A 15,603-nucleotide genomic window follows, 5' to 3' on the forward strand; every position below is an offset into this window, starting at 1 on the left:
ACGGAGACGACGACGATTTCAGTCGCAACGCCTTTCTCTTTCAGGCGTACGGCTTCTTCCACTGCGATTTCGCAGAAGGGATTCATGGCCATTTTCACGTTGGCCAGGTCGACACCGGTGCGGTCCGCCTTGACGCGGACTTTCACGTTGAAGTCGACCACACGTTTGATAGCGACGACTACTTTCATGGGCAGTATGACTCTCTGGATAGGTCGGCAAGAGACGTAAAACAGCGGTCAGATGACTCCCGCAGTTCGCAGTTCCTGGATACGGTCGCTGGATAGCCCAAGGTCAGACAGGATATCGGCGCTGTGTTCACCCAACCCTGGAACGGGGTCCATGCGCGCAGTGAAGGCATTGCTGCTACCCGGTGGGAGCAGGCTGGGAACGCAACCTTGCGATGTCCCGATTTCACGCCAGCGATCTCGCGCCTTCAGTTGCGGATGCTGCCACACACCCTGCATGTCATTGACCCGCGCGTTGGCGATGCTGGCTGCGTCAAGGCGTGCAATGACAGTGTCGAAATCCAGCGCTGCAAAGGCCTCGACTATCAATTTGCGCAATGTCTCGCGATTCTCGACACGTTTGAAGTTCGCCTCGAACCGCACATCGTCTGCAAGCTGCGGCTGGAGCAGTACCTGCTCGCAGAACAGGCGCCATTCCCGCTCATTTTGCAGGCCCAGCATTACTGTGTTGCCGTCGCCGATGGGGAAGGGGCCATAGGGGTAGATGGTGGCATGGGCGGCACCGGCACGTGGTGGTGGAGGCGAGCCGTCGTAGGCGTAGTACATTGGATAATTCATCCACTCGACCATGCTTTCGAGCATCGACACATCCACATGGCTGCCGACGCCTGTCCTGTCTCTGAGCAGCAAGGCTGACAGCACGCCGGTGTAGGCATACATGCCCGCTGCGATGTCGGCGATCGAGTTGCCCGCCTTGGCCATTTGATCGTCACCGGGCCCGCCAGTGACCGAGAGAAAGCCTCCTTCGCTCTGGATCAGCAGGTCGTATGCCTTTTTCTGTTCATAAGGCCCGCCCACCCCATAGCCCGAGATATCGCAGACCACCAGACGGGGAAAGCGCTCGTGCAGCGTTGGGAAGGACAACCCCAGGCGCGCCGCGGCACCGGGAGCGAGGTTCTGAACCAGTACGTCAGCTTTCTCGAGCAATTGGTCGAGGATGTCAGCCGCGATGGGTTGTTTGAGATCAAGGGTAAGACTTTCCTTGGAGCGATTGGTCCACACGAAGTGTGAAGCAAGGCCGTTGACGCGTTGGTCGTAACCACGTGCGAAATCGCCGACACCAGGGCGTTCGACCTTGATGACCCGGGCTCCCAGGTCGGCCAATTGTCGGGTACAGAACGGCGCGGCAATAGCGTGTTCCAGGCTGATGACAGTGATGCCGTCGAGGGGGCGGATACCCTTGGGCTGGCTCATGGTTATTGTCTCTTTTGTCATGGCGAGTCCCTTGTCGTGTACGGCAAGGGGCAATCCGGATCAGAAGGAGCGTGGCAGTTCGAGCAGGTGCTCTGCGACATACGACAGAATCAAGTTGGTCGAGATGGGTGCGACCTGGTACAGGCGGGTCTCGCGGAATTTGCGCTCGACGTCATATTCGTTGGCAAAACCGAAACCACCGTGGGTCTGCAGGCAGGCATTGGCGGCCTCCCAGCTGGCCTTGGCCGCCAGGTACTTGGCCATGTTGGCAGCGGCGCCGGCATTTTTGCCGCTGTCGTACTCCGCGCAGGCGCGCCAACGCATCAGGTCTGCGGCCTCGATCTCGATGTGCGCTTCGGCGATGGGAAACTGCACGCCCTGGTTCTGGCCGATCGGCCGTCCGAACACCACGCGATCGCGAGCATACTGACTGGACTTCTCAATGAACCAGCGTCCGTCGCCGATGCATTCGGCGGCGATCAGTGTGCGTTCAGCATTGAGGCCGTCGAGGATGTAGCGGAAACCCTTGCCCTCTTCACCGATCAGACTGTCCGCAGGAATCTCAAGGTTGTCAAAGAACAGTTCGTTGGTTTCGTGATTGACCATGTTGGCGATCGGCTGGACAGTCAACCCATTGCCGATGGCTTCGCGCAGGTCGACCAGGAAGATCGACATCCCTTCAGACTTCTTGTTCACTTCTGCCAAAGGTGTGGTGCGGGCCAGGAGGATCATCAGGTCAGAATGCTGGATACGGGAGATCCATACCTTTTGCCCGTTGATCACATATTTGTCGCCCTTGCGAACGGCAGTGGTCTTGATCTTGGTGGTGTCAGTTCCGGTGGTGGGTTCTGTAACACCCATTGACTGCAAGCGCAGTTCGCCGCTGGCAAGTTTGGGCAAATAGTAACTCTTCTGCTTATCGCTGCCGTTACGCAAGAGCGTGAACATGTTGTACATCTGGCCGTGAATCGTTCCGGAGTTACCTCCGCATCGATTGACCTCTTCAAGAATCAGCGAGGCTTCTGCCAACCCCAGGCCTGAGCCGCCGTATTCCTCGGGGATCATTGCCGACAGCCAACCGGCTTCGGTCATGGCTTTTACGAAGGCCTCCGGGAAGCCTTTTTCCTCGTCTATCCTGCGCCAGTATTCAGCAGGGAAATCGGCACACAAGGCGCGTACGCCTTCGCGGATGGCATTGAGTTCTTCGCTGTTGATGTCGCTCATTATTGTTCTCCAGATCGGGCAGGGCGGGGGGTCACGTCGTGGCTTGACCTCCAGCCCCTCCCTTAAACGGTCAGATCGGTTGGAAGCCCAGCGCGGCGCGGAAGCGGTTCTTGATGTAGTGCCCGTCTCGCGGCGGTAGCACTCGTGGAGGGTTTTCAGCCTTGATCTTCACGGTGGCCAGTTTCACGCCATCGCGACTGGCAAAACGTTCTCGCAGGTCGTGAACGCCTTCCATGTCCCTGATTTCATCGGTCCAGCTGAATCCGCAGGTTTGTGCCACCTTGTCCAGCTTGATACCAAAACCCGCGTGGCTGACCTGCATGCCGGTCTCGCCGAAGTGTCCGTTGTCCAGTACAACAACAGTGAGGTTGGCAGGCTTCTGCAATGCCACAGTAGCCAGGGCTCCGAAGCCCATCAGCAGTTCGCCGTCGCCCGTGATAACCACCACGGACTTGTCTGGTTGAGCGTTGGCCAGACCCAGCCCCACGGTGATGGCGCTGCCCATGGCGGCCCAGAGGTAGTAATTGTTGTCGTGATCGCCAGCAGCCATAACGTCATAGGAGGCGGAGCCGAGTCCTGTGACCACAAGGACATCCTTGCGGTCGGCCAGCAAGATGCTGACCACTTCGCGGCGGCACAGCGTATGATTTGCGCTTACTTGACCCATTTCTTTTCTCCGATCAGGCGCTGACCGAGCAGCAGGGCGGTGGCGGCATCGCCGTTGAAGGCCATGGTTGCAGCGCCGTGCAGCAGAGGCGCGACGTCTTCGGGCTTGTCCGCCCGCCAGGTCATGACCTTCATCAGATTCAAGGAGGCTTCGGTGGCTTGTCCCATCGGGTTCTGCCACGCATTGAACTCGGCCCAGTCACCGCGCATGGTCACGACCATCAGCAATGGAAAACCTGCGCAATTCTGCAGAGCCAGTGTGTTGATGCAGTTGCCTACACCACTCGACTGCATCAACAGTGCACCGCGCTCGCCTCCAAGCCAGGCACCGGCGAGGTAACCAATGCCTTCCTCCTCGGTAGTCAGGACGACAGCCTTGATATCGGGATCTTGATAAGACATACGAATGGCGGCTGAATGACCGGCATCCGGAACGAATACAACGTGCTTGACGTCGTGGGCTTTGAGGACGCGGAATACGTCTTCCTGCCAGTTTTGTTCAGCTTCTTGCGATGACATGGTTGTCTCCAGTGCTGCTCTTGTTTCGCCTCATCATGGGGCGAACCAGGGAGCACGACGACTACCTTTTTTTTCTTTGAGATATGCCCGAATGGCATACCTTGGTGCTCAGTCGAGGGTGATCACGACCTCATCACCAAGGCGCTGTTTAACGCTACAGATGAAACTGTCGGAGAGCATTGCCGATCCCCTCATTGTCGGAAGCAGAAAGTTTCCGGTGGTGAAGTAAGATCGGCCTGGCTCGTCAAGCAGATGATGAGTGGACGCGGCCTTGACTATCGCGCGCTTTCGCAGAAACCGTGAATTGCCTCACAGGCCCCACGCAGAGATTCATCATCCAGCGCGTAGGCAATCCGCAGGTATCCGGGTAGCCCGAATGCGCTACCTTGTACCACTGCTACATTGGCTTCCTCCAATAAAGCCACAGCTACTGCTTCGTCATCGACCAGTTCACGCCCGCCTGCCGAGCGCTTGCCGATCAGTCCGCTGCAGTCTGCGAAAGCGTAGAACGCGCCACCTGGTGTTCCGCAGGAGATGCCCGGTGCTTCGTTCAGCAATTGCACCATGAAGTCCCGGCGACGCTGGAACACCTCTCGACTGTGAGCGATAAAGTCCTTGGGACCATCCAAGGCAGCGATAGCGGCATGCTGGGAAACTGAACATGCGCCCGAAGTTTGCTGGCCTTGCAGTTTCTCCATCGCTTCGAGCAGCCAGTTCGGGCCGGTCGCAAAACCAATTCGCCAGCCTGTCATGGCGTAGGCCTTGGACACACCATTCATCGTCAGGGTGCGCATAGCCAGACGTGGCTCGACTTGAGCAAGTGTAAGGAAATCGCGTCCATCGAAAATCAGGTGCTCATAGATGTCGTCTGCCAGGATCAGTACATGCGGATGAGTCAGCAGTACCTCGGCCAACTCCTTGAGTTCCTCCCGCTCATAGACTGCACCGGTTGGGTTGGACGGAGAGTTGAGAATCACCCAGCGGGTGTTTGGCCCGATTGCTTCGGACAGCGCCTGGGGGGTCAGCTTGAAGCTCGACTCCGCACCACAGGTGACGATCCGCGACTCACCTCCGCAAAGTTGCACCATCTCCGGGTAGCTCACCCAGTACGGAGCAGGAATGACGACTTCCTCACCGTCGTTGAGGGTCGCGGCCAGGGCATTGAAAATCACCTGCTTGCCGCCGCTGCATACCAAGGTATCCTGCCAACTGACGTCCAGGCCATTTTCACGCTGGAACTTGCGAGCTATCGCCTCACGCAGGGCGCGGAGGCCAGCGACCTGGGTGTAGCGAGTGTGGCCGCTGTCAATTGCGCTGATTGCGGCTGCACGGATGTGCTCAGGCGTATCGAAGTCTGGCTCGCCGGCACACAACGAAATGATCCTGGCACCTTCAGCGCGGCGCGCCGCCACTCGATCGATGATCTTGTAGGTGGCCGAAGGGCTGGCGGCCTCCAAGCGACGGTTCAGTGTTTTCAGGCTCACGCGTGCGCCTCCGGATGGGCGAGGCCCATCAGCTCCATGGTGGTAGACCCTTCGCGCAGCTTGCTCATGAATACCACTTCCTTGTCCATGCGCTTTTGTCCTTCCAGCAGAGTGCGCTCGACAGCAGCGCCGGGAATGATGATGACACCGTCTTCATCCGCAACGACCAGGTCCCCAACGTTGACCATCGCGCCACTGAAATCGAATGGCTTGCCAACCGAAGGTGCGGTCGCCTTGACCGTGCCCTTGACCGAGATACCACGTGCGAACACTGGAAAGCCATGGGCCTCGAGGGCCGCGATGTCGCGCACTCCACCATTGATTACCAGGCCGACGATGCCGGCGGTTTCTGCAGCAACGGTCAGCACCTCCCCCCAGTAACCCGCCACGAAATCAGCGGTATCGCATACCAGTACGCTGCCACGCGGCGCATTGGCGACGGCCAGGTGCAGGCCAAGGTTATCACCTGGCGAACATTGCACCGGATAGGCCGGTGCAGCGATGAAAGCGCCTTTCCAGACAGGGCGGATTTGGCGGTCGACAGCACACGGAAGGCCCGAAGCCTCATACAAGGTGGAGCTACCCAGCATTCTGGAAATGTTCTGATAATCGCGTGGAAGGCTCATTGTGGTTTGCTCTGCAGAGAATGGTAACCGAGGGCAGCACGAGCTTCTTTCAGGCTCTTGCCGGCAGCGATCTGCTCGCGAATCTGCGCTTCGACGTACTCGATACGGCGCGCGGTTTCGGCGACTTCCTGGGCACGTGCGCGGGGCACGACGACCACGCCATTGGCATCGGCCACCACGATGTCGCGTGCGCACACCCGAGCGTTACCCACCGACACTGGTTGGTTGACGGCGACCACCTGCACCCGATCCTTGCCGGTACGCATGAAGCGTCCTTTGCTGAATAGCGGATAGCCTTCATCGAGCGCTTTGTTCACGTCACGACAGACGCCGTCAATGACCGTGCCGGCAATGCCGCGAGCCAAGGCGTATTGGGTCATGATGTCGCCCCAGACGGTGCAATCCGTACGGCCATCGTTGGCAATCATCACGACATCGCCCGGTGCCACGTCATCGATGAAATCGCCGACTGTGCCTGGCGGGGTGCTCGCGCTCACGTACTGCACGGTGAAGGCCGGGCCGACCACGACCTTGCTGTAATTGGCGAGTGGCGCTATATCGAATGCTTGACCTGGCATTCCCAATTTGTCCATCGCGTCGGAAACGCCAGGGGTATCCAGGCCTTCGAACAAGGCGACGAGATCTTTATCAGAAAGGCTCATATCAGTGCTCCACCTTGATGGCTTCGAATTGGCTGTCGTGCATGACTTCCTCCACTGAGCGGCCCGCGCGGACAGCGTCGACCATGCCGGCTTGGCGACGGTCAATGCGTTCGGCGAGGTCCAGGACCTGGTCGATCGCCTTGGCAGGCACGAAAAGGGTGCCGCACTCGTCGGCGATAACATAGTCGCCTTCCTCGACGTCCACGCCTGCCATGCGCACTTTGACGGCGGCGTCGATTTGCACGAGCCGGTTACGGGCACTGATCATGGTCACGCCGCGGCCGAATATCGGGTAGCCAATGTCGGCGCTGCCATGGATATCGCGGCTGAAGCCGTCGATGATCGAACCACGGATACCTTTGCGTTGGGCTGCGTTGGCGAGGATGTCGCCCCAGCTGGAAATTCCGTCCACGCCGCCGGCTATCACGAGCACGCGGTCATCAGTGATGATTTGCTCTACCACTGGGGTGATCAGGTGCACGGTGGGGGCCATATCCTGTTTCGGGCCAAGCTGCACGGTACTGGCACGACCGACGATTTTTGGACATTTCCAGAGCGGCATCAGGCCGTTGGTAGCTCCGGGCAGGTTGAGAAAATCCAGCGCGTCGGAAATCGTGTTGGTATCCAGCGCAGCCAGGCGATCCAGCGGGCTTTTCAAACTCATCGGTTGCTGACCTCGTGTTAATGAAGCTTGAGTATCAGCAAGACCCTTTGATACGTATATTACGAAGAAGCTAAGCCTGTCATACTCCAAACCTATGGAAATGTACCGTGATCAATTTTCGCTTGATACGCCATCTCTGGCTGTTTCTGGCTGTCGCAGAAGACCAGAATTTCAGCCGCGCAGCCAGACGGCTGGGCATGTCGCAGCCACCCTTGACCGAGCAAATCCAAGCGCTTGAACAGTCGTTGCGGGTTCAACTGTTCACCCGCTCGCGCCGTGGTGCACAACTCACGTCGGCTGGAGCTGCGATCCTCCCCGCGGTACGCAAGTTTGCCGATCAGCTGGAACGGCTCGAGCTGGCGGTACATGAAGCCGTTGCCGGCCATGCGGGGGTTTTGACGATCGGCGCGATCACCTCGGCGATGATCGATGTGCTGCCGCCATTGATCGAGCGCTTCAAGCAAGAGCATCCGTTGATCACGGTGTCCGTGCGGGAAATCGACAGCGCAGAGGCGATTCCGGCGCTGGAGGCCGGAGATATCGATATCGCTTTCGCACGTCTGGAGGGCAATCTGGGCCGGCACCTTCAGTCGATGTCCCTGTCGGAGGATCGTCTGGCAGTCGCGATGCCCAATGACCACCCTCTGGCCGCCTCTGAGGCCATTGAACTCAAGGCGCTTGCCGATGAAACCCTGGTCATGGCTTCGCGTGATGTCAGCCCGGTGTATTTCGACTACATGGTGGGGCTATGCAAAGCCAGTGGATTTGCACCGCGTATCGTGCATCAGGTCCGTTCAGTTTCGTCTCAGGTCGCATTCGTCAGTTGCGGGCAAGGAATAGCCCTGGTGCCAACGTCCATGGACAAGCTCGCCCCGGAAAATGTGCTGGTACGGCCGCTGCAGCCGGAGGTCAGGATAGTCACCGCCGCGATGGCGTGGGATGGCGGGCATAACAATCCGTTGATCGACGCAATGATCGATCAGGCCAAACAAGTTTACGGATCATAGGTTGAGCATATGACAGGCATCGCGGCTTCGTATTTTACAGATTGTCGCGGGAGCTCGACATTGGGAAGTCTTTAGAAGGAGGTCTCCCCCGTGCAGCACACTGCTCGCTTCACTTACGAGAAATTGCCGTTGAACATCGACGGCGTGCAGCTTGAACTGGCGATAATCCACCGAGCCGGTCCAAAGGCACCGATCTTGTTCCTGCACGGTTTTGGTTCTACCAAAGAGGATTACGCCGATATCACTCTGCAGTCGGCATTCGAAGGTCACCCATTCATTGCTTACGATGCGCCTGGATGCGGAGAAACGGAGTGTGGCGATCTATCTCGCATCAACATCCCCTTGTTGGTGAAGACTGCCCAGGCGTTGCTTGCTCACTTCGGAATCAAGCAATTCCATCTGGTAGGCCACTCCATGGGCGGTTTGACCGCTTTGATGCTCGCTCACGCCAACCCCGAACGTGTGCTGAGTTTCGTCGACATCGAGGGCAATATCGCACCGGAAGATTGTTTCCTCAGCCGCCAGATCCACGATTATCCGTGCGACGACGCACGCTTCTTTCGTGACTTCATCAAGCGCACCCGCCTGACACCAGATCCTGCCAGCGCACTCTACGCGGCCAGCCTTTCACACAAAGTGCGGACCGGGGCTGTGCGTGGGATCTTCGAGTCCATGGTTGAGTTGTCCGATAATGGTGGCCTCATGGCCAAGTTTCTGGAATTGCCAGTCCCGCGTCAGTACATGTATGGCGAGACCAACTCCCACCTGTCGTATTTGAAAGATATTGCTGCCCAGGGGGTGCAGTTGGCTTGTATTCCCCACTGTGGCCATTTCCCGATGTATTCCAACCCCACGCTGATGTGGCAGCACATCAAGGCGTTGCAAGACCGGGCCTGACCTTGCCCCCGATTCAATCCAAATACACGGCCGCTGGTGGTCGTGTTCGCTCACATGACCCAGTTAGAAAGATGCAGAGCGCCTCGGAGGTACAGGCTGAGTAGGCTGCGATGTCCTGCAGCTCGCCGTGGACGGGATCGCCTATCGGGCTTGCATCAAACCCCAGAAACGACAAAGCCCTGAATAATCAGGGCTTTGTCGTATAAAGATGGCGGAGGCGATGGGATTCGAACTCATGGACCTGTTACAGTCGACGGTTTTCAAGACCGTTGCCTTAAACCACTCGGCCACACCTCCGTTTGCGTTGCGGGCGCCATAATACCTGAATGAAACACACTGTCAAACTCTCCCCATAGCTTGTTACAGAGCGTCTGTTATGATCTTTGCGACTGAACGTTTCAAACCAACAGGAGTGTCGCCATGCGCGAACAGGATTACGCAGTGAACAACAGCGTGCAGGCTGAGCAGCTAGAGGTTAGCCGCGTCCTGCGCAACACGTACGGCCTACTGGCGCTGACCCTCGCATTCAGCGGTGTGATGGCGTTTGTCGCCCAGCAGATGCGGGTCGGCTACCCGAACATCTTCGTGGTGCTGATCGGTTTCTACGGCCTTTTCTTCCTGACCAACAAACTCCGTGATTCCGCGTGGGGCCTGGTGTCGGCGTTTGCCCTGACCGGTTTCATGGGCTTCATTCTCGGCCCGATCCTCAACCGTTACCTGGGCATGCAGGGCGGCGCTGAAGTCGTCAGCTCGGCGTTCGCCATGACGGCGCTGGTGTTCGGTGGTCTGTCAGCCTACGTGCTGATCAGCCGCAAGGACATGAGCTTCCTCAGTGGCTTCATCACTGCAGGTTTCTTCGTCCTGCTGGCTGCGGTGGTTGCTGGCTTCTTCTTCCAGATCAGCGGCCTGCAACTGGCGATCAGCGCAGGTTTCGTGCTGTTCTCGTCGGCCTGCATCCTGTTCCAGACCAGCGCCATCATCCATGGCGGCGAGCGTAACTACATCATGGCGACCATCAGCCTGTATGTATCGATCTACAACCTGTTCATCAGCTTGTTGCAGATATTCGGCATCATGGGCCGCGACGATTGATCGTCAGCCTTCAATAAAAAACCCGCTTCGGCGGGTTTTTTATTGCACGGCGTTTGCGCAAGGGCTCAGGCCATGGGTGGCAGGCGGCGCTTGACCGGGGTTTTCTTGACGATGGCGGTGTTGGTTTCGGCGTGGCTGTTGAGGCGGTCGAGGAGTGTATCCAGCTGTTCCATCGAGCGCACATGCAGGCGGGCGATGAAGCAGTCATCGCCGGTGACCTTGTCGCACTCGGTGAACTCGGGAATCGCCTGGATCTGCCGTTCCACTTCGTGCAATTGCCCCGGCAACGGGCGAATGCGCACGATGGCCTGGAGTTGGTAACCAAAGTGCCGGGGATCGATCTCGACGGTGTAGCCCTTGAGTACGCCACGCTCTTCGAGGCGGCGCAAACGCTCGGCGACGCTGGGCGAAGAAAGGCCGCTGAGGTTTGCCAGGGCCTTGAGCGAGCGTCGTGAGTCTTCCATCAGCGCGCTGATCAGCACTTGGTCGATATCGTCGGTCATGGCGCAACCCCTGTTAGGCAATTTAGCGAAACTGCCTTGATAAAAAAGGCAGATGCCAAGTTTAGCCTGATTTTTGCTCTGGAGAAGGCCACCGGTGGCTCGCCATAATTCATCCCACACCTTGAGGAGCCTGATGATGGACAAGACCCTACGTCGCGGATCATTTGAAATGACCGCCGCCATGCTGATTTCCGGGACCATCGGCTGGTTCGTGCTGGTGTCCGGGCAACCGGTGCTCGATGTGGTGTTCTGGCGCTGCGTGTTCGGTGCGGGCACCTTGCTGCTGATCTGCGCGGCGTTCGGCTTCCTGCGCCCGGGCATTCTGACCCGCACCACCTTCCTGCTGGCGGTGCTCAGTGGCGTGGCGATTGTCGGCAACTGGGTGCTGCTGTTCGCTTCCTACTCGCGCGCCTCGATTGCCATCGGCACGGCGGTGTACAACGTCCAGCCGTTCATGCTGGTCGGGCTGGCGGCGCTGTTTCTCAACGAAAAAATCACCCTGCAGAAACTGTTCTGGCTGGGCATTTCGTTTCTCGGGATGCTGGCGATCGTCAGCGCCCATGGCGAGCAGGGCGCGGCGGGCAACGACTATTTGCTGGGTATCGCCCTGGCGCTGGGGGCGGCATTTCTGTACGCCATCGCTGCGCTGATCATCAAGCGCCTGACCGGCACGCCGCCGCACTTGATCGCGCTGATCCAGGTCAGCACCGGCGTCTTGTTGCTGGCACCCTTCGCGCATCTTGATGCGTTGCCGCACACGCCGAGCGCCTGGACCAGCCTGATCACCCTGGGCATCGTGCACACCGGCGTGATGTATGTGCTGCTGTACGGCGCGATTCAGAAATTGCCGACGGCGCTGACCGGTGCGCTGTCGTTCATCTACCCCATTGCGGCGATTTTCGTCGACTGGTTTGCCTTCGGCCATCGCCTGGAAGTGCTGCAATGGATCGGTGTCGCGGCCATTCTGCTGGCGGCCGCCGGCATGCAGCAAGGCTGGAGCCTGAAGTTTCGGCGCACGGTCACGTCCTGATCAGATGCTCCAGCGCGGTGCGGTCTTGGCCAGTCGCTGGCGCATCTCGCCAATGTTGTTGGCCATCTGGCGGATCAATAATCGGTAGCCGTCCAGCGGGTGATAAACCGGTGCGTCCAGGCTCGATTCCGGCCACTCGACAACCCGGTTCAGGCGCTGAAAGCTTCCCGACTTCAGCGCCCGCGCCATCCCCACCAGTTGCACACGGATCAGCCGATGTTCGGCTTTCAACGCCGATTGCAGGTGAGCCATGGCATCGGGATCGTTCGCATCGGGCCGGGTGTTGGCCAGGATTTCCAGGGTGCTGACGCACATGCGCAAATGACGCTGGATGGCGTCGAGTTCGGTCATGGAAATCTTCACTTCCTTGGACACCGAAGGCATGAGTGAGCGCAGTTGCACCATCACCGTGTTCAGGCGATTGATCAGCTTCACGTGCTCGTCATCGGTGACCGGATGGCCGTTGATGATTCGTCCGTAAAGGGTCGCGCAATCGCGCAGCGCATCGGCCAGGTTGTAGCGCCAGGAATACACCGCATACAGGGGCAGGGCGAAGGAAAACGCCAGGGCCAGGCCAATCCCGATCAGGATGTCGACCCCGCGCCACAACCCGTCCGAGATCGGGTTGTCGCCATGCCCGGCGACGATGAACACGGTGATCCCGGCCAGCAGCGCGGTGTAACCGCCTTTGCCGATGGCGTGGTAGGAGAAAAAGCCGCAGATCACCGCCATCGCGAAATAGGTCAGCCATGGCAGGCCGAGCCACGCCTGTTGCACCACCAACAGCAGGCCGATGGTCGCGCCGAGCAGGGTGCCGATGGCACGCTCGGCGGCTTTCTTGCCGATGTTGCCGTGGTGCTGCAAGCCGCCGATCACCACCAGCATCGTCACCGACGCCCACTCGCCGTGGGGCAGGTTGATGCCGGTGGTCAGCAGGATGGTCGCCAGCAACCCCAGCGACACGCGCACCGCGTGGATCAGTTTGGCATGGCGGTAGCGCCGGTACGGGTCCAGCAGGGGACGCAATACCCGGCGCACCAGTGGAGGCAGTCGGTGGCTGTTGAACGCTTTCAGGCGGTGCTCCTCAGAAAATGTAATCGGTGGTCAGGAAGCTCGAGTTGCGCCCGCTGATGATCTCGCTGATCAGTTCCTTGTTGTTCTCCTGGAACTTGGTCGCGACCAACGTGCGAATCGAGAACACCCGCAGCGCATCATGTACCGACAATGTGCCTTCGGCCGAGTTCTTGCGGCCGTTGAACGGGTAGGTGTCCGGCCCGCGCTGGCACTGGGCGTTGAGGTTGATCCGCCCGACCTGGTTGGCGAAGGTGTCCACCAGCCGGCCGACGGCCACCGGGTTGGTGCCGAAGATGCTCAACTGCTGGCCGAAGTCCGATTCCAGGACGTAGTCGATGACCGTGTCCAGGTGCTTGTACGGCACGATCGGCACCACCGGGCCGAACTGCTCTTCCTGATAGACGCGCATCTGCGGCGTCACCGGGTACAGCACCGCCGGGTAGAAGAACGAGGCGCGGGCCTCGCCGCCATTGGGGTTGACCACCCGGGCGCCCTTGTCGACGGCATCGGCGACCAGCGAATGCAGGTAAGCGACCTTGCTCGACTCCGGCAACGGCGTCAGGGCCACGCCGCTGTCCCAGGGCATGCCCGGTTTGAGGGTGGCGAGCTTGGCGTTGAACTTGTCGATGAACGCTTCGACCACGTCCTCATGAACGAAGAGGATTTTCAGCGCGGTGCAGCGCTGGCCGTTGAATGACAAGGAACCGGTGACGGCTTCGTTCACCGCATTGTCCAGGTCCACCTCGGGCAGGACGATGCCGGGGTTTTTCGCATCGAGCCCCAGCGCGGCACGCAGGCGGTGCGGTTTTGGGTGGAGTTTTTTCAGGTCGCTGGCGGCCTTGTTGGTGCCGATGAACGCAAAGATGTCGATCTTGCCGCTGGCCATCAGTGCGCTGACGGTTTCGCGGCCGCTGCCGTAGATGACGTTGATCACCCCGGCCGGAAAGCTGTCGCGGAAGGCTTCCAGCAGCGGACGAATCAGCAGCACCCCGAGCTTGGCCGGTTTGAACACCACGGTGTTGCCCATGATCAGCGCCGGAATCAGCGTGGTGAAGGTTTCGTTCAGCGGGTAATTGTAGGGCCCCATGCACAACGCCACGCCCAACGGCACGCGACGGATCTGGCCCAGGGTGTCCTGCTCCAGTTCGAAGCGGCTGGAGCGGCGGTCGAGTTCCTTGAGCGCGTTGATGGTGTCGACGATGTAGTCGCAGGTGCGGTCGAATTCCTTCTCCGAGTCCTTGAGGTTCTTGCCGATCTCCCACATCAGCAACTTGACCACGGCGTCGCGCTGTTCACGCATGCGGACGAGGAAGGTTTCGACGTGCTGGATGCGCTCGGCCACGCGCATCGTCGGCCACAGGCCCTGGCCCCGGTCATAGGCGCGCACGGCGGCGTCGAGGGCGGTCAGTGCAGTGTCGGCATCGAGCAGCGGGGTGCTGCCGAGGATCACTTGTTCGTCGCCGTTTTCACCCGTGAGGTACACCGGGCTGCGCACCTGGGCGAGGGCGCCCGACCAGGTTTTAAGCTGGCCATCGACCAGGTATTCGCGCTGCTCGGTCGGGCCATCGAGGCGATATTTTTCCGGGATGTCGCTGGAGTCGGGAAACAGGTTGCCAAGGATAGATGCTGTGGTCATGTTGCTACTCCATGTAAGCCCAGTCAGTTGCTGGCGGCTTGCCGTTCAGATTCTCTTAAGAGGTTATACGCCTTATTGGTCCGACTTTTTAAGCGCCGATTTCACGTGGCTGCGATCTTTTGCCTTGATCGCCCACAACAGCCAGCGCTGCGGGTAAACTTCGCGCTCATTCTTAAGGAGTCGATATGAGCTACTACCAGCCGGGCATTCTCGCCACACCCGTACCACTTCAGGCCCGTCACATGTTCTTTGCGCTGGTATCGGCCGAGGCACTGCCAGCGGCGCTCGACAGGCTGATGGGGCTGGTGGACGGCAAGTCGGCGGTGGTCGGTTTCGGTGAGTCCCTGGTCAAGGCCATGCACGGGCAGATCGAAGGCTTGCGACCTTTTCCGGCGTTGACCGGCGTGGGCGTCGACAACCCCTCGACCCAACACGCGCTGTGGTGCTGGTTGCACGGCGTCGACCGTGGCGAGCTGCTCAACCGCAGCACCGCCATCGAAGCCGCACTGGCGCCCGCGTTGCGCCTGGTGCAGATGAACGAAACCTTCCGCCACCTGACCGGCCACGACCTGACGGGCTACGAAGACGGCACCGAGAACCCTCACGACGAAGCTGCCGTTGCCGCAGCCTTGGCGAGCGAAGGCGATGAAGGCCTGGTAGGTGGCAGTTTTGCCGCGATTCAGCAGTGGCAGCACGACCTCAAGGGCTTTCATGCCCTGACGCCGCAGGCGAAGGACGACATCATGGGCCGTCGCCTGAGCGATAACGAGGAGATCGACGACGCGCCGATCTCCGCCCACGTCAAACGCACCGCCCAGGAAAGCTTCGCCCCCGAAGCCTTTGTGGTGCGCCGCTCGATGCCGTGGATCGAAGGCAATCGTGCGGGCCTGATGTTCCTGGCGTTCGGCTTTTCCCTGGATGCCTTCGAAGCGCAACTGCGGCGCATGAGCGGCCTGGAAGATGGCATCACCGACGGCTTGTATCGCATCAGCCGGCCGATCACCGGCGGGTACTACTGGTGCCCGCCGCTGAAGGATGGGCATCTGGATTTGCGTGCCCTCAACAGACGCTGACTTTCCA

At 59.6% G+C, this 15,603-nt stretch carries 16 protein-coding genes, 1 tRNA gene and 1 pseudogene; 5 read left to right on the forward strand and 13 right to left on the reverse strand.

What is annotated here, in order from left to right:
* The 9 genes and pseudogenes from QIW53_RS17980 to QIW53_RS18020 form a co-directional block, all read right to left on the reverse strand.
* Window positions 1-188, reverse strand: a pseudogene (locus QIW53_RS17980) (electron transfer flavoprotein subunit beta/FixA family protein); the annotation flags it as partial.
* A 48-nt stretch (window positions 189-236) separates the two neighbouring features.
* Window positions 237-1,439, reverse strand: a complete 1,203-nt coding sequence (locus QIW53_RS17985; protein WP_371050960.1) for a CaiB/BaiF CoA transferase family protein — start codon at window positions 1,437-1,439, stop codon at window positions 237-239.
* A gap of 60 nt (window positions 1,440-1,499) precedes the next feature.
* The gene (locus QIW53_RS17990) at window positions 1,500-2,663 is read right to left on the reverse strand and encodes an acyl-CoA dehydrogenase family protein (RefSeq protein ID WP_371050961.1); all 1,164 of its coding nucleotides are present in this window, start codon (window positions 2,661-2,663) and stop codon (window positions 1,500-1,502) included.
* Window positions 2,664-2,733: 70 nt separating this feature from the next.
* Window positions 2,734-3,330 carry a thiamine pyrophosphate-dependent enzyme gene (locus tag QIW53_RS17995; RefSeq protein ID WP_371050962.1) on the reverse strand — a complete coding sequence of 199 codons (597 nt, stop codon included), beginning with the start codon at window positions 3,328-3,330 and terminating at the stop codon, window positions 2,734-2,736.
* A complete protein-coding gene (locus QIW53_RS18000; protein WP_371050963.1) occupies window positions 3,318-3,848 on the reverse strand; it encodes a thiamine pyrophosphate-binding protein in 531 nt (176 codons plus the stop codon). The genes QIW53_RS17995 and QIW53_RS18000 overlap by 13 nt, the downstream gene beginning before the upstream one ends.
* A 275-nt stretch (window positions 3,849-4,123) precedes the next feature.
* Window positions 4,124-5,332 carry a pyridoxal phosphate-dependent aminotransferase gene (locus QIW53_RS18005; RefSeq protein WP_371050964.1) on the reverse strand — a complete coding sequence of 403 codons (1,209 nt, stop codon included), beginning with the start codon at window positions 5,330-5,332 and terminating at the stop codon, window positions 4,124-4,126.
* Window positions 5,329-5,958: an RraA family protein gene (locus tag QIW53_RS18010; RefSeq protein ID WP_371050965.1), complete on the reverse strand. Its 630-nt coding sequence runs from the start codon at window positions 5,956-5,958 to the stop codon at window positions 5,329-5,331. The genes QIW53_RS18005 and QIW53_RS18010 overlap by 4 nt, the downstream gene beginning before the upstream one ends.
* Window positions 5,955-6,620 (reverse strand): RraA family protein, encoded by a 666-nt coding sequence (locus QIW53_RS18015; RefSeq protein WP_371050966.1) that lies wholly within the window; start codon window positions 6,618-6,620, stop codon window positions 5,955-5,957. Before QIW53_RS18015 ends, QIW53_RS18010 begins: the two co-directional genes overlap by 4 nt.
* Window position 6,621: 1 nt before the next feature.
* On the reverse strand, window positions 6,622-7,284 hold the full coding sequence (locus tag QIW53_RS18020) for an RraA family protein (protein WP_371050967.1): 663 nt from the start codon (window positions 7,282-7,284) through the stop codon (window positions 6,622-6,624).
* 107 nt (window positions 7,285-7,391) lie between these two features.
* Between QIW53_RS18020 and QIW53_RS18025 the strand changes: the two genes are divergently transcribed.
* Both QIW53_RS18025 and QIW53_RS18030 read left to right on the forward strand, forming a co-directional pair.
* Window positions 7,392-8,291, forward strand: a complete 900-nt coding sequence (locus QIW53_RS18025; RefSeq protein ID WP_371050969.1) for a LysR substrate-binding domain-containing protein — start codon at window positions 7,392-7,394, stop codon at window positions 8,289-8,291.
* Between the two features lie 90 nt (window positions 8,292-8,381).
* Complete coding sequence (locus tag QIW53_RS18030) at window positions 8,382-9,188, forward strand: alpha/beta fold hydrolase (protein ID WP_371050970.1); 807 nt, start codon at window positions 8,382-8,384, stop codon at window positions 9,186-9,188.
* A 209-nt stretch (window positions 9,189-9,397) separates the two neighbouring features.
* On the opposite strand, the gene QIW53_RS18035 is transcribed toward QIW53_RS18030, so the two are convergent.
* A tRNA-Ser gene (locus QIW53_RS18035) sits at window positions 9,398-9,485 on the reverse strand.
* 123 nt (window positions 9,486-9,608) lie between these two features.
* On the opposite strand from QIW53_RS18035, the gene QIW53_RS18040 reads away from it, so the two are divergent.
* Complete coding sequence (locus QIW53_RS18040) at window positions 9,609-10,280, forward strand: Bax inhibitor-1/YccA family protein (RefSeq protein WP_192308182.1); 672 nt, start codon at window positions 9,609-9,611, stop codon at window positions 10,278-10,280.
* A 65-nt stretch (window positions 10,281-10,345) separates the two neighbouring features.
* On the opposite strand, the gene QIW53_RS18045 is transcribed toward QIW53_RS18040, so the two are convergent.
* Entirely contained in the window at window positions 10,346-10,783 is a 438-nt protein-coding gene (locus tag QIW53_RS18045) for an Lrp/AsnC family transcriptional regulator (protein ID WP_371050971.1), read from the reverse strand.
* A gap of 136 nt (window positions 10,784-10,919) precedes the next feature.
* On the opposite strand from QIW53_RS18045, the gene QIW53_RS18050 reads away from it, so the two are divergent.
* Window positions 10,920-11,813: a DMT family transporter gene (locus QIW53_RS18050; protein WP_371050972.1), complete on the forward strand. Its 894-nt coding sequence runs from the start codon at window positions 10,920-10,922 to the stop codon at window positions 11,811-11,813.
* Here the strand turns inward: QIW53_RS18050 and QIW53_RS18055 are convergent, their stop codons facing one another.
* Window positions 11,814-12,854 carry an FUSC family protein gene (locus tag QIW53_RS18055; protein ID WP_371051098.1) on the reverse strand — a complete coding sequence of 347 codons (1,041 nt, stop codon included), beginning with the start codon at window positions 12,852-12,854 and terminating at the stop codon, window positions 11,814-11,816.
* Window positions 12,855-12,897: 43 nt separating this feature from the next.
* Window positions 12,898-14,523 carry an NADP-dependent glyceraldehyde-3-phosphate dehydrogenase gene (locus QIW53_RS18060; RefSeq protein ID WP_371050973.1) on the reverse strand — a complete coding sequence of 542 codons (1,626 nt, stop codon included), beginning with the start codon at window positions 14,521-14,523 and terminating at the stop codon, window positions 12,898-12,900.
* 185 nt (window positions 14,524-14,708) lie between these two features.
* Between QIW53_RS18060 and QIW53_RS18065 the strand changes: the two genes are divergently transcribed.
* Window positions 14,709-15,596, forward strand: a complete 888-nt coding sequence (locus QIW53_RS18065; protein ID WP_371050975.1) for a Dyp-type peroxidase — start codon at window positions 14,709-14,711, stop codon at window positions 15,594-15,596.
* Window positions 15,597-15,603: the final 7 nt, after the last annotated feature.

The sequence above is a fragment of the Pseudomonas fluorescens genome (genome assembly GCF_041354075.1).
Classification (GTDB): domain Bacteria; phylum Pseudomonadota; class Gammaproteobacteria; order Pseudomonadales; family Pseudomonadaceae; genus Aquipseudomonas; species Aquipseudomonas fluorescens_CE.

Excerpts from the sequence above, each read along its gene's own strand:
- QIW53_RS18045 (WP_371050971.1), bottom strand. The coding sequence starts at position 10,783 with ATGACCGACGATATCGACCAAGTGCTGATCAGCGCGCTGATGGAAGAC.
- QIW53_RS17995 (WP_371050962.1), bottom strand. The coding sequence starts at position 3,330 with ATGGGTCAAGTAAGCGCAAATCATACGCTGTGCCGCCGCGAAGTGGTC.
- QIW53_RS18000 (WP_371050963.1), bottom strand. The coding sequence starts at position 3,848 with ATGTCATCGCAAGAAGCTGAACAAAACTGGCAGGAAGACGTATTCCGC.
- QIW53_RS18010 (WP_371050965.1), bottom strand. The coding sequence starts at position 5,958 with ATGAGCCTTCCACGCGATTATCAGAACATTTCCAGAATGCTGGGTAGC.
- QIW53_RS17985 (WP_371050960.1), bottom strand. The coding sequence starts at position 1,439 with ATGAGCCAGCCCAAGGGTATCCGCCCCCTCGACGGCATCACTGTCATC.
- QIW53_RS18060 (WP_371050973.1), bottom strand. The coding sequence starts at position 14,523 with ATGACCACAGCATCTATCCTTGGCAACCTGTTTCCCGACTCCAGCGAC.
- QIW53_RS18040 (WP_192308182.1), top strand. The coding sequence starts at position 9,609 with ATGCGCGAACAGGATTACGCAGTGAACAACAGCGTGCAGGCTGAGCAG.
- QIW53_RS18065 (WP_371050975.1), top strand. The coding sequence starts at position 14,709 with ATGAGCTACTACCAGCCGGGCATTCTCGCCACACCCGTACCACTTCAG.
- QIW53_RS18015 (WP_371050966.1), bottom strand. The coding sequence starts at position 6,620 with ATGAGCCTTTCTGATAAAGATCTCGTCGCCTTGTTCGAAGGCCTGGAT.
- QIW53_RS18020 (WP_371050967.1), bottom strand. The coding sequence starts at position 7,284 with ATGAGTTTGAAAAGCCCGCTGGATCGCCTGGCTGCGCTGGATACCAAC.
- QIW53_RS18050 (WP_371050972.1), top strand. The coding sequence starts at position 10,920 with ATGGACAAGACCCTACGTCGCGGATCATTTGAAATGACCGCCGCCATG.
- QIW53_RS17990 (WP_371050961.1), bottom strand. The coding sequence starts at position 2,663 with ATGAGCGACATCAACAGCGAAGAACTCAATGCCATCCGCGAAGGCGTA.